The sequence below is a fragment of the Aeromonas sp. 603757 genome (assembly GCF_049171255.1).
GTDB classification, from domain to species: domain Bacteria; phylum Pseudomonadota; class Gammaproteobacteria; order Enterobacterales; family Aeromonadaceae; genus Aeromonas; species Aeromonas veronii_A.
In genome coordinates this window covers 44,015-56,496 of the sequence record NZ_JAAKOE010000004.1, presented here as the reverse complement: position 1 = coordinate 56,496, position 12,482 = coordinate 44,015, and the positions used below count along the sequence as shown (strand labels likewise).

The 12,482-nt window shown below is 58.1% G+C and carries 12 protein-coding genes; 1 reads left to right on the top strand and 11 read right to left on the bottom strand.

The window, feature by feature from the left end:
* Nucleotides 1-441 precede the first annotated feature (441 nt).
* Entirely contained in the window at nt 442-966 is a 525-nt protein-coding gene (locus G5332_RS05210; RefSeq protein ID WP_216953357.1) for an acyloxyacyl hydrolase, read from the top strand.
* Nucleotides 967-1,138: 172 nt separating this feature from the next.
* Here the strand turns inward: G5332_RS05210 and G5332_RS05205 are convergent, their stop codons facing one another.
* The 11 genes from G5332_RS05205 to G5332_RS05155 form a co-directional block, all read right to left on the bottom strand.
* Entirely contained in the window at nt 1,139-2,635 is a 1,497-nt protein-coding gene (locus G5332_RS05205; RefSeq protein WP_421259287.1) for a C69 family dipeptidase, read from the bottom strand.
* 456 nt (nt 2,636-3,091) lie between these two features.
* On the bottom strand, nt 3,092-3,727 hold the full coding sequence (gene maiA, locus G5332_RS05200) for a maleylacetoacetate isomerase (protein ID WP_005361400.1): 636 nt from the start codon (nt 3,725-3,727) through the stop codon (nt 3,092-3,094).
* A 139-nt stretch (nt 3,728-3,866) separates the two neighbouring features.
* A complete protein-coding gene (locus tag G5332_RS05195; RefSeq protein ID WP_421259288.1) occupies nt 3,867-4,862 on the bottom strand; it encodes a fumarylacetoacetate hydrolase family protein in 996 nt (331 codons plus the stop codon).
* A gap of 10 nt (nt 4,863-4,872) precedes the next feature.
* The gene (locus tag G5332_RS05190; RefSeq protein WP_110302312.1) at nt 4,873-6,024 is read right to left on the bottom strand and encodes a homogentisate 1,2-dioxygenase; all 1,152 of its coding nucleotides are present in this window, start codon (nt 6,022-6,024) and stop codon (nt 4,873-4,875) included.
* On the bottom strand, nt 6,017-7,153 hold the full coding sequence (hppD, locus tag G5332_RS05185; protein WP_421311162.1) for a 4-hydroxyphenylpyruvate dioxygenase: 1,137 nt from the start codon (nt 7,151-7,153) through the stop codon (nt 6,017-6,019). The genes G5332_RS05190 and hppD overlap by 8 nt, the downstream gene beginning before the upstream one ends.
* A gap of 224 nt (nt 7,154-7,377) precedes the next feature.
* Nucleotides 7,378-8,091, bottom strand: a complete 714-nt coding sequence (locus tag G5332_RS05180; RefSeq protein WP_421311161.1) for an HAD family hydrolase — start codon at nt 8,089-8,091, stop codon at nt 7,378-7,380.
* 7 nt (nt 8,092-8,098) lie between these two features.
* Nucleotides 8,099-8,758 (bottom strand): TIGR01621 family pseudouridine synthase, encoded by a 660-nt coding sequence (locus G5332_RS05175; RefSeq protein ID WP_421311160.1) that lies wholly within the window; start codon nt 8,756-8,758, stop codon nt 8,099-8,101.
* 176 nt (nt 8,759-8,934) lie between these two features.
* Nucleotides 8,935-9,627 (bottom strand): ABC transporter permease, encoded by a 693-nt coding sequence (locus G5332_RS05170; protein WP_005337302.1) that lies wholly within the window; start codon nt 9,625-9,627, stop codon nt 8,935-8,937.
* Between the two features lie 3 nt (nt 9,628-9,630).
* The gene (locus G5332_RS05165) at nt 9,631-10,371 is read right to left on the bottom strand and encodes an ABC transporter permease (RefSeq protein ID WP_005352911.1); all 741 of its coding nucleotides are present in this window, start codon (nt 10,369-10,371) and stop codon (nt 9,631-9,633) included.
* A gap of 211 nt (nt 10,372-10,582) precedes the next feature.
* Nucleotides 10,583-11,356, bottom strand: coding sequence for an ABC transporter substrate-binding protein (locus G5332_RS05160; protein ID WP_005337307.1), 774 nt, complete (start codon nt 11,354-11,356; stop codon nt 10,583-10,585).
* Between the two features lie 49 nt (nt 11,357-11,405).
* Nucleotides 11,406-12,176 (bottom strand): ABC transporter ATP-binding protein, encoded by a 771-nt coding sequence (locus tag G5332_RS05155; RefSeq protein ID WP_005337310.1) that lies wholly within the window; start codon nt 12,174-12,176, stop codon nt 11,406-11,408.
* Between the last annotated feature and the right edge of the window lie 306 nt (nt 12,177-12,482).

Sequence of the window (12,482 nt, the reverse complement as noted above, 5' to 3'; positions counted from 1 at the left end):
ATTGGTAATAAATGTATTCGTACGGTGTAAATATTTTTGACGACAAGCAAGATTAATTTAGAAATTTCTTAATTATCCCTCGCTCCTCCAAAAAGAAATTAATTTTTGTGAGTCACATCCATTGAACTTTCAATTAAAATATGGTTGGCAATACTTTATTCGAGTTCGGCAACCTCTCTGATATCCCCATCAATCCACTCAGCCATTGCCTGAAAAGTGACCGCCATTAACATCACACATAACAAGCTGTTCAAATAATGTTCAGCCAGACTCCGTTTTTCCCCCGTTATTGAGAACATAAAAGTGATAGACCATTTATTCGCCAACATGGTTTTTTTTAGTTTTTCTGGCCGTGATTGACAGGGTTATTGCCTGTTGACTATGCCTGATATGTGTCCGATTGAATCGGCACCACAGGGTCTCAACGACATTGGAGGGGGCATGGACGCTAACACTCTATCAAGGATTGGCCTGCTGGTTTCACTGCTCACCAGCACAGGGGCCGTGGCCAATGACAATATTCTTGCCCTGCAGCTGGGCAAGGCGTTCAGCAATGAAAAGCTTGACATCAAGATCGCCGATGCCAAGTTTCACCACATGTTCTGGCGCTGGGGAGACTCGGCCTGTCAATTTGGATTGGGAGTGCGTGGCGGTACCCTCAAGGTAGAAGATGAAGAGACAGCAAGACTGGGAGGCGGTGCCCGTATCGAATGCCAATGGGGTAACTGGGTGACCTGGATCCCCGGCGAAATGGTCTGGCTCGATCAGTATCAATTTGGCACCCGCGGCCACGGCTACAAGGATTACGGCGGTCCCTTGCAGTTCGCTCTGGGTATCGGCCTCGGTTACGCCATCACCAAGAATTGGCTGATCGGCTATCAGTATGAGCACATGTCCAACGCCTATATGTATGACAAGAACCCGGGGCTGGACAGCCATACCCTCCATATCGAGTACCGTTTTTAGCCAGACAGACTTCGTCGTGCTCATCTGAACACACTCTGCAAAAAAGCCTTCACTCCCGTGAAGGCTTTTCGTTATGTCGTCTTCTGATAACAAAGGTGACAGTGAGAAGATCACCATACTCAAGACATGGATGACGACACGCTCTGCCGCCCCACCACATCATGGGGTGCAATCAGTCCTTTTTCGCTTTGTTGGCGAAGAAAATATCGGTCTGAATATCCTGGGTGCGCACCGTGAAGATCTGGTTGGTGAGATCGTCGGTCAGCGTTTCCGCCTCCTTCATCACCCGCAGATTGAAGTCGTTGAGCATGCTGTTGGCGGCGGCCTTGTCGGTTTTGACCGTTTTCAGGTAGCTGGCTTCCATCTCTTTCTGCTCTTTGGCGATCTTCGCCTCCCAGCTCTGGTACGCCTGCTTCACTATGGGGGCCAATTTGGGGTAATCGGTCATCACCAGGGTCTGCAGTTTGCGATATTTCCAGTAGATGGAGTCGCTGTCGGCCTTGTCACTGCCCATGGCATAGTGCGCCGGATAGGCTTCCAGACCGCTGTAGTAGGGAACGAAGGCGGTCAAGTCCGCCATGCCGAGGCCCACATAGGTCACCTCCCCCACCTCACGCGGCATCCAGGGGCGTACCTGCATCACGTGGGACTCGTAGGTGCGGAACACACTGACAGGGCGCCACGGCTCCTGACCGTTCAACCCCTTGCTGTAGGGATCGTGCTCGGTGCCGTCATAGTGATTGCGCAGCACCGCCTTGACCTCCTCCAGCGTCATTTTCTTCTCGGGGGCGAGGGTGACCGGGAACTGACGACCGGCATCCACCGCCTGCTTGAGCGAGGGGTTGAACATCTGCTGGATGGTCCAGACCCGCGGATCGTTATAGGTACGGTCCCGCTCGTCATCACGGGTATAGGCTTTCGAGAAGTTGAACGCCTCATCCTTTTGCGGATGGTAGAGCCCCTTCTCGGTGGCAAATTCGATCAGATTTTTCGATCCCATCATATCGGCACTGGCGGGATCGTACTGCTGCAGGCGGCCCTGATTGCCGGTGGCAAAGTAGTGATTTTTCGGCAGACGCTGCGCCATCCAGTGATGGCCGGTGGCAGTCTCCAGATACCAGAGCTCGTTATCATCCACCACGGCGACACCAAATCCCTCTCCCGCGCCTATGGTCTCGATGATGTTGCCAAGCAACGAGATCGCCTCGCGGGCCGATGTGGACCGGGAGAGCAACACATCGGGAATGTCATCCTCGGTGATCCCCTTATCTTCCACATAGGGGTCAAAGGCGAGCGCTTCGGGTGAGGCAAAAATGGACTCGGTGCCGCTCACCCCGACTCCCTTCTCGTTGAACCCGGTGGCGCCATGCAGCTGGGTCTTCCAGTTCGGTACCGTGGTATAGCGCAGGGAGTTTTTCGGCAAGGGGTAGCTGAAATCATTGGCGCCATTGTGAGCCTTGGAGCTGTGCATACCGCTCTGCCCCTGCTTGGCCGGATGGATCACGAAATGCTGGGCTTTCAGGGCATCGCTGTCGGCGCTGCGGGCCACCATCATGGAGCCATCGGCGCTGGCTTCACTGCCGACCAGCAAGGTGGTACAGGCGAACGCCGACGAGAAGAGAGCAAGGTTGATGGAGAGTGCGACGACGCACTTTTTGAAGGAATACATAAGATCTCCTTGTTGCACAGAGTGGTTGCAAATAAGCGGTGGCGCGCCAGTCAACCTGCCGCTGTCACAAGGGATCTGCGCGGTGACACGGGCGGGCAGTGCGGGCCATCAAACCGTAAACACGAAAAAGAGCAGTGCGAATAAACCATGGAAACCAGGGAGGTAGCCAGGCCCCCTGATAGGCGACCTGTGCGCATTTCTGCTTTCCGCTGTCCCGCTGGCGTGGCGATACTAGGCCCAATCAACTGACTTGAGTGTGACTGGCAGCCCAAAACACCAACAATAAAGACTCAATCGATGCAAAATGTTGATAAGTGTGACAAGTGCAGGATCCTTGGCGACATTCAGCCGTCAACACAAGGCACGCAAGGCGCATACAGAAGGGGAATAAAAAGATGAGGAGATATAACGCGCGGGATGGCGTGCTGACGCCATCCCGCGATTCAAGTCAGTAGGTCACTGCGCATCCGGCTGGTTGGCGGGGGCCGCCTTGATAAAGGCTTGCAACTGTTCGCAATTGGCGACGATGCGGCGGATAGTGGGGTAATCGTCCAGGGTCATGTCGTAGCGGCGGGCGTTGTAGACCTGGGGCACCAGCATGCAGTCAGCCAGGGTCACTTCGTTGCCAACGCAGTAGACACCGGCGGTGGTCATCAACAGCTGTTCGAGGGCGGTGAAGGTCTCGTCAATCCAGTGGCGATACCAGCGGGCCTCCTGCTCGTTGTTGGCCCTGAAGTGCTCTTCCAGATAGTTGAGCACCCGCAGATTGTTGAGCGGGTGGATATCGCAGGCGATCATATTGACGATCTGGCGCACTCGGGCCCGCGCGTCGGGGGAAGAGGGCATCAGGGAGTAGGCGGGATAGGTCTCGTCAAGGTACTCCATGATGGCGACCGACTGACCGATCTGCACATCGCCATCCACCAGAAACGGCACCAGCCCTTGCGGATTGATCCGGCGATAGGCCTTCTCGCTCTGCTCGCCTTGCCGCAAATTGATGGGATGCTGCTCGTAGGCGAGCCCCTTGAGCTGCAACACGATCCTTACCCGAAAACTTGCCGACGAACGCCAATAGCCAAACAACTGCAACATAATCTGTCCCTGCATCTTATCTGGGCCCGAAGCCCGGCAGGTGCTCGCCACCTGCCTCCTTGTGTATCCGGCACCGGTTGAGGGCTCGTCGTGATCCGGAAATATCCCGAATATCCTTGCCGCCAACCGGCGCTGGTCATCAACCTCCCTGACCGCTCGCTGGCACCACCCGTTGAGAGATGGTGCCAAACAGGTTTTGGCCAGAGCGATCTTCCATCGCGATCGACACTCTATCACCAAACTGCAAATAGGGGGTTATAGCTTGATCACAATCAAGAATTTCCAGCATGCGGCGCTCGGCGATGCAGGATGAACCGGCGCTGCGATCGTAGTTGGAGACGGTGCCCGAGCCGATGATGCATCCCGCACCAAGGGGGCGGGTCTTGGCCGCATGGGCAATCAGCTCGAAGAAGTTGAAGGTCATGTCCACCCCGGCTTCGGGCGCACCAAACAGGGCACCGTTGAGGTGGGTCAGAAGCGGCAGATGGACCTTGCCATCACGCCAGTCATCGCCGAGCTCATCCGGAGTGATGGCCACCGGCGAGAAGGCGCTGGACGGTTTGGACTGGAAGAAGCCAAAGCCCTTGGCCAGCTCCCCCGGGATCAGGTTGCGCAGGCTCACATCGTTGACCAGCATCAGCAATTTGACGTGGCTGGCAGCCCCCTGCGGGCTCACCCCCATCGGCACATCGTCGGTGATGATGGCCACTTCCGACTCGAAATCGATCCCCCACTCCTCGGAGCCCATGACAATCGGCCCACGGGGGGCGAGGAAGCTGTCGGAGCCCCCCTGATACATCAGCGGATCGTGCCAGAAGCTCTCCGGCATCTCGGCGCCGCGGGCCTTGCGCACCAGCTCCACATGGTTGACGTAGGCGCTGCCATCGGCCCACTGGTAGGCGCGCGGCAGCGGAGAGAGGCAAGACGCTTCGTCAAAGGCGAACGCCTCGGCCACGCGGCCTTCGTTAAGCTGCTGATAGACAACCTCCAGCCTGGGGGCAACCTCGGCCCACTCGTCGAGGGCGGCCTGCAGGGTGGGAGCAATCTCGCTCACCCGTACCGCCCGGCTCAGATCCCGGCTCACCACCACCAAAACGCCATCGCGCTTGCCATTGTTCAATGTTGCCAATTTCATAAGCGATTCCTTATTTGCCGGCAGCAGCGTCCGGTCGCTGCCAGCTGGAGACATACCGGGTGTTCTCGATCCCTTCGCACAGACTGCCAACGTTCAGCGCATCGCGGGTATCGAGCATGACCGCCACCTCGTCGGTGAACTTCTTGGCATAGGCCTGCCCCGCCGCAAACGCCTTGGGATGGGGGCCGTGGGTGAAACCGGCGGGATGGAAGGTGACCATGCCCCGCTCGATATTGTCCCGGCTGAAGAAATCCCCCGCGTGGTAAAAGAGCACCTCGTCGTAATCGTCATTGCTGTGATAGAAGGGCACCTTGAGGGCGCCGGGATCGCTCTCGATGGGGCGCGGCACGAAGGTACAAATCACGAAGCGGCTCGCCACAAAGGTCGAATGAGCCGACGGCGGCAGATGGTAGCGATGGCTCATCAGCGGGCGGATATCCCGCCAGTTGAGGCGCACCACGCACAAGTCCCCGTGCCAACCTTGCGCATCCAGCGGGTTGAAGGGCCAGGTAATGACCGACACCTGATCGTGGCGTTTGACCTGCAGCGACCAGGGATTCTCATCCTGCTGGGCCAAAAAGCGTTCGTTGATGGCAGGCACATCCAGCGCCGCCGGGTCAAAGATGGCGTGATTGCCCACCAGCCCCTTGTCCGGCAGCTGGTAGCTGTCGTTGGTCGCCTCGATCATCAGGATGAACAGGGGCGCTGTCGGCTCGATGCGCCACATGGTGCCACGGGGGATCACCACGTAGTCGCCATCGCGAAGAGTCAGGTGGCCGTAGTCGCAGAAGAACTCGCCGCTCCCTTCGTGGATAAAGAGCAGCTCGTCGCCGTCGGCGTTGCGCACCAGAAACGGCATCGCCTCGGAGAGCCGCCAGATGCGATAGCGGCAGTGGGGGTTGCTGAGAATGTCGGGAGCCACCCAGGGAGAGAGGGAACTCACCTCCTCTTGCAGGGCATTGAGGTCAAACAGCCGTGGCCGCAGCGGTCCCTCCCAACTGCTCCAGTCGGTGGGGGCATGCTTGTGGTGCATGTGGGTGGCGGGGCCGAAAAAGCCGCTGCGCCCCAGCTCGCGCTCATAGATAGCCTGTTCCGGCAGGTCGGCATGGGCCTGCCGGGAGTGGGTCCCCTCCCGATGGGGGAAGTTAATCCAGTTACGCATCGCTCGCTCCCTCTTTGCGGGCACCCGTCTCATCCTCGCCGCCATCCAGCACACCACGGCGGATCTGGTCCAGCTCGATCGATTCAAACAGCGCCTTGAAATTGCCCTCGCCAAACCCTTCGTTGCCCTTGCGCTGGATGATCTCGAAGAAGACCGGGCCTATCACGGTATCGGTGAAGATCTGCAACAGGATGCCATCTTTGGTAGGAGAGCCGTCGATGAGGATACGCAGCTCTTTGAGGGCCGCCAGATCCTCCTGATGCCCCTCGACCCGGCTGTTCACCTTCTCGTAGTAGGTATCGGGCGTCGGCATAAAGCCGGTACCGCGGCTGCGCAGGGTGCGGATGGTGTGGTAGATATCGCTGGAGGCCATGGCGATGTGCTGGATCCCCTCCCCCTTGTACTGGCGCAGGTACTCCTCAATCTGGGACTTGTCATCCGCCGACTCGTTGATGGGGATGCGGATCTTGCCGCAGGGGGCGGTCATGGCGCGTGAATGCAACCCGGTCAGCTTGCCCTCGATATCGAAATAGCGAATTTCGCGGAAGTTGCCGATCCGCTCGTAGAAGTTGGACCAGACATCCATATTGCCGCGATGGACGTTGTGGGTCAGGTGATCGATCTCCATAAGACCGGCATCCACCTCTGCCATCCGGGCCTGCCAGTCGGGGTAGAAGACAAAATCCACGTCATAGATGGAGCCCTTGTCGCCATAACGGTCAACAAAGGAGAGAGTGCTCTCGCCGATACCGTAGATGGCGGGAATATTGAGCTCCATCGGGCCAATCTTGCCGACAAAGGGCTTGGCCCCCTTGGCGATGGCGTACTGCTGGGCTTTACCCGCATCGCTCACCCGAAATGCCATGCCGCAAACGCTCGGTCCGTGCAGGCTGGCAAACTGCTCCGCCTGGGAGTGGGGCTCGGCATTGACCACAAAGTTGATATCCCCCTGCCGGTAGAGCCAGCACTGTTTGTGTTTGTGCTTGGCGACCTCGGCAAACCCGAGCGAAACGAACAGGCTCTTGAGAGCGGCAATCCCCTTGGCATCGGGGGCCGTGTACTCGACAAACTCGAAACCGTCAGTGCCTAACGGATTGATGGTGTGGGTGGCGGAAGAGGTGGCATTCATCGGGCGCTCCTTGCTCTTGATTCGGTTAAAACGGATTGCAGCACCCAGCGGCGCGGCAAGTGTTAACAACTTGTTTCATTAGAAGCAGGGCGTAGCAGGAAGAGAAGAGGCGGGTTGCAGATAGTTTTTCGCAGCTGGCAGCAAAAGATGTAAATATAATGTGACATTCAAGCGGCAGCCCTGCGGATCAAACGGTGACGATCAGTATGGCTGTCAGCTTTGGCTTACAGTTGCCAGTTTTTGACCATCAGATGGGGCAAGCAGGCCCGGGCCTTTTGCAGTCGCACAGGCGTTGGATTGATCAGCCACGCCTCTTCCCCCAACCCCAGCAGTGGCAGATCGTGCAGGCTGTCGCTCAAGGCCAGCTCGGCATCGAGGGCGCAAATCTCTGGCAGCAGCTTGTGCTGTCCGTGGCAATAGAAGCGCGGCATCAGGCCACCAAAACGGTAGTGCATCTGCGAGCCAATGATCCGGTGGGGCAACTGGCCGGGCAGTTGCTGATAGAGCTGGGCTCGCACCAGCGCGCAGGGACTGGCGGAGATCACCCAGCAGCGCGCCCCCTCGCTTTGCAGCAATTCGCGAGCCTGACGATACAGCCCCGGCCTGGTGCGGCAATAGGCGCGCACCAGCTTGCGCCAGTCCAAAGGGGAAAGCCCCAACGTGATGGCCCACCAGATAAGGGAGATTCCGCGCCGCCGCTGGCTGGGTAGCAGCTGACTTGGTAACAAATAGACCAACCCACCCAGCGCAATCACTGGCAACAGCAGCAGCGGCCAGATCCGGCGGCGCAGGATATAGCGCAGCAGACCGGCGTGGCTGTCGCCTGGAGCCAGGGTGTCGTCAAAGTCGGCCAGGATCCAGCGCGCAGCCCCCCCGCACTCTCGATTCCCCCCACTCTCTTTCGGCACCACTGGTTCAGCTGGCGAGCGGCTTATCATGGGAGCCTCAAGGTGCAAGAGCGGCAATCGCCGCGGTCAGCTCGGGGGTGACAAACTCGGCCCCCTGCGTGGGCGGGCAGACAAAGTCGAAGGGCTCGCCCGCCAGGGTAAAGCTGAGCTGCCAGGCATGCAGATAGCCACGATCGGCTGATGTACCGCCATAGCGTTCATCCCCGAGAATGGGGGCGCCGATGCTTTTGAGGGCAACCCGGATCTGGTGGGTCTTGCCGGTCTGCGGCTTGATGCGATAGAGCCGCACCCCCTCGCGCACCGACAGTGAATCGAACCAGCTGATAGCAGGATTATCCAGCGTGCGCGCCAGCATCCAGCTGCCGCCGCGCCCCTTTTGCATATCCCCCTTCACCCAACCCTGCTTCTTCTTCGGTTTACGATCGGAGAGCGCCAGATACTGTTTACTCACCTCACGGGCCGCAAAAGCCATGCTCAGCTCACGGTTCGCCTCCGTGGTGCGGGCCAGCAGCACCAGACCGGAGGTCATCTTGTCGAGCCGGTGTACCGGATAGAGGGTGAGCCCGGTATCGGCCTTCACGCGATTGACCAGTCCCGGATTGACCGACTCCCAGTCGCCCTTCTCGTCATGCATGCCGATGCCGGGCTGCTTGTCGATAACCAGGAAAGCGGGATGCTCAAACAATATCCGGTACATAAAACCTCGGGAACTGGGGGATAAAGCACGCAGCCAACGACTGACTGCGCTCGGGAGTGCTGCATTCTCCCTGCTCGGGCACTATTTGGCAAACCGGGCGGGCAGAGGATAAAGATAAAAAATGGCCCCGCCTGCAACAGGCGGAGCCATTTTCGCTCATCTTGGCAGCTCAACCCTTACACATTGCGCGGGCGCAGGTGAGCGTGCCAGCGCGCTTCCCACTTCTTGAACAGCCAGACGATGACAAAGGTGAGCAGCATATAGAGCAGCCCTGCGGTCAAAAACGCCTCGAACGGACTGTAGTAGCGGGAGTTGATGATCCGCGCCGCGCCGGTCAGATCGACGATGGTGATGATGCCCGCCACCGCCGAGCCCTGCAGCATGAAGATCACCTCGTTGCTGTAAGCCGGCAGTGCCCGACGAAACGAGTTGGGCAAAATAATCCGGGTCAGGGTCTGCCAGCGGGTCATGCCAAAGGCGTTGGCTGCCTCAATCTGGCCACGCGGCATATTGTGTACCGCCCCGCGCACGATCTCGGCGGTATAGGCGGCGGTATTGAGGGTAAAGGCCAGCAGCGCACAGAACCAGGCTTCGGAGAAGAGCGACCAGGCGGCACTGTTCTTCAGCCACTCCCACTGGGCGGCGCCGTAGTAGATGATAAAGAGCTGCACCAGCAGCGGGGTGCCGCGAAAGAAGTAGATATAGGCCCAGATCGGCCCCTTGATCAGCCAGTTGCGGCTATTGCGCAGGATGCCCATGGGCACCGCCAGCATCAACCCAAGGATCAGAGAGAGGGCCACCAGCCAGACGGTGGTATAGAGCCCCTCCCAGTAGGTGGGCCACTCTTTGAGAATGATTGAGAAATCCATGGCTTACCTCGTCTTGATGGCATAGTGACGCTCGGCCCACTTGAGCGCCGAGGTGGAGACTGCGGTGAAGATCAGGAAGATCAGCGCCACCGCCATGTAGAAGGTGAAGGGTTGCTGGGTCGAGCCCGCCGCCAGCGAGGCTTTGCGCACCATGTCATCAAGGCCGATGATGGAGACCAGCGCGGTGGTTTTCAGCAGTACCAGCCAGTTGTTGCCAAACCCCGGCAGGGCGTGGCGCATCATCTGGGGGAAGAGGATCCGCACAAACACTTGGGTTGCCCGCATGCCAAAGGCCCGTGCGGCCTCCAGTTCGCCTTTGTCCACTGCCAGAATGGCGCCGCGAAAGGTCTCGGTCATGTAGGCGCCGAAGATAAAGCCGATGGTCGCGACACCGGCCACAAAGGGGCTGATGTCGATATAGTCCGGCAGCAGGGAGACCCACTCCTGATTGGGATTACTCTCCAGTAACCAGCTGTTGTAAGTCTCGTTGACCCAGGTGCAGATACCGTTGATCAGCACCTGGCCGCCAAAGAAGAGCAGCATCATCAGCACCAGATCGGGGATGCCGCGAATGATGGTGGTGTAGCCGGTGGCGATGGCCCTGGCCCACTTGTAGGGAGAGAGTTTGGCCAGCGCCCCCAGCATCCCCAGCAGCAACGCCAGCAGCAGGGAGGCCAGCGCCACTTCCAGGGTGACCCAGGCGCCCTCCAGCAGCGAGGCTTCGTATCCTTTCAAATCAAACATATGCAGCTCCATCGCCACTGAATCTTCACGCACCTGCTAACCAGAAGGCTCCATAGCAGTCCGAATGAAATATGTGCAGCTCCATTGCAATCAATGCGGGCCCGTAAACTCCCTCAGGGAGGTGACGGGCCCGATGACTACTGACGGGATCAACCTGTCGTTACTTGCCGTAGACGTCTTTGGACTTACTCGCCGTAAACGTCTCTTTGTTTTACTCTCCGTAAACGTCGAACTCGAAGTACTTGTCGTTGATTTCCTTGTACTTGCCGTTGGCACGCAGCGCCAGAATGGCGGCGTTGAATTTCTCTTTCAGATCCTTGTCAGCCTTGCGCACTGCAATACCGGCGCCTTCGCCAAACCACTTGGGATCGGTCAGTTTCGGGCCGACGAATTCAAAGGCATCACCCCCCTCTTTCTTCAGCAGACCGTCGGTGATGGCGGCAGAGTCGGCCAGCACATAGTCCACACGACCGGATTTCAGATCGAGATAGGCTTCATCGGCGGTGCCGTAACGCTTGATGGTGGCATTGGGGAAGTTGTCGGTAATAAAGGTATCCATGGAGGTCGCACGCTGCACCGCGACGGACTTGCCTTCCATAAAGGCTTTGTCGAGCTGCACGTCAGTGCCCTTCTTGGCGGCGAAGCGGGCCGGAATGTGCTGGTACTTCTGGGTGAAGTCCACCTTCTTCTTGCGCTCTTCGGTGATGTCCATGGTGGCGATGATGGCGTCAAACTTGCGCGACAGCAGCGCAGGAATGATGCCGTCCCAGTCCTGCTTGACCAGGGTGCACTTCACTTTCATCTCTTCGCACAGGGCGTTGGCGATGTCGATATCAAAGCCTTTCACCTCGCCACTGGGCTCGGTCCAGGAGAAGGGGGGATAGGCACCCTCAACCCCGATCCGGACCTCTTTCCACTCCTTGGCCATCAGGCTACCGGACGCGAGGGCAGTGACTACGGCTGTCGCCAGCATCAGCTTGTTCATGTATCTCTCCTTGATAAAACAGTTGATTGGGTAACCAGGCATCCCGCCATCAGTAGATGGAGGAGATGAATTGCTTGAACCGCTCGGATTTGGGATGGGCGAAAATCTCCTTGGGGTTGCCCTCCTCTTCCACCCGCCCCTGATGCAGAAACATCACCTTGTTCGATACATCCCGGGCAAACGACATCTCGTGGGTCACCACCAGCATGGTGCGTCCCTCTTCGGCCAGCTCGCGCATCAGGCCAAGTACTTCTCCCACCAGCTCGGGATCCAGCGCCGAGGTGGGTTCGTCAAACAGCATCACCTCGGGCTCTACCGCCAGCGCACGGGCAATGGCGGCCCGCTGCTGCTGACCACCGGAGAGGTGACCGGGATAGTAGTCGCGCCGCTCCCAGAGTCCAACCCGGTTGAGCAGTTGCTCTGCCTTGGCCAGTGCTTCGGCGCGAGGCACCTTGAGCACCTGGATCGGCACTTCGATGATGTTCTGCATGATGGTCATGTGTGACCAGAGATTGAAACTTTGAAACACCATGGCCAGTCGGCTGCGGATCCGCTCCACCTGACGCATATCCTCGGGCAACCGCTCGCCGGCGCGGCTGGTTTTCATCCGGATCAACTCGCCATGGAGCGAGACGGTGCCGGATGAGGGGGTTTCAAGCAGATTGATACAGCGAAGAAAGGTCGACTTCCCCGAGCCGGAGGAGCCGATAAGGGAGATCACATCCCCCTTGTGGGCGGTCATGTCGATGCCCTTGAGCACTTCGTGGGTGCCAAAATATTTGTGCAGATCACGTACTTCCAGTGCGGCAACGTCGCTCATCCATTACAACCTTGTCTGTCCCTAGACGCCGCAGGGGCGTGACTCAACCATCGTCCATTTAACAAAAAGTTAACCGATGGCAACCTTCAGCGAAAATATCACCCGGATAGTGAAAAAACAATACAGAACGAGGGTCTTCAGAGGATTCGCTCTATTTTTATTCGCTCTTTGCGTATTTTTCAGCACTTTGTTTGCATAAACAGCCGTTTCAATGGCTGTTCCGATACCGCCTTTTTATACCCCAATCATATCAGTGGCAAGAGAAAAGCGTGATGTGTGCCAAACCGGCACCAAAATGGCTTTATG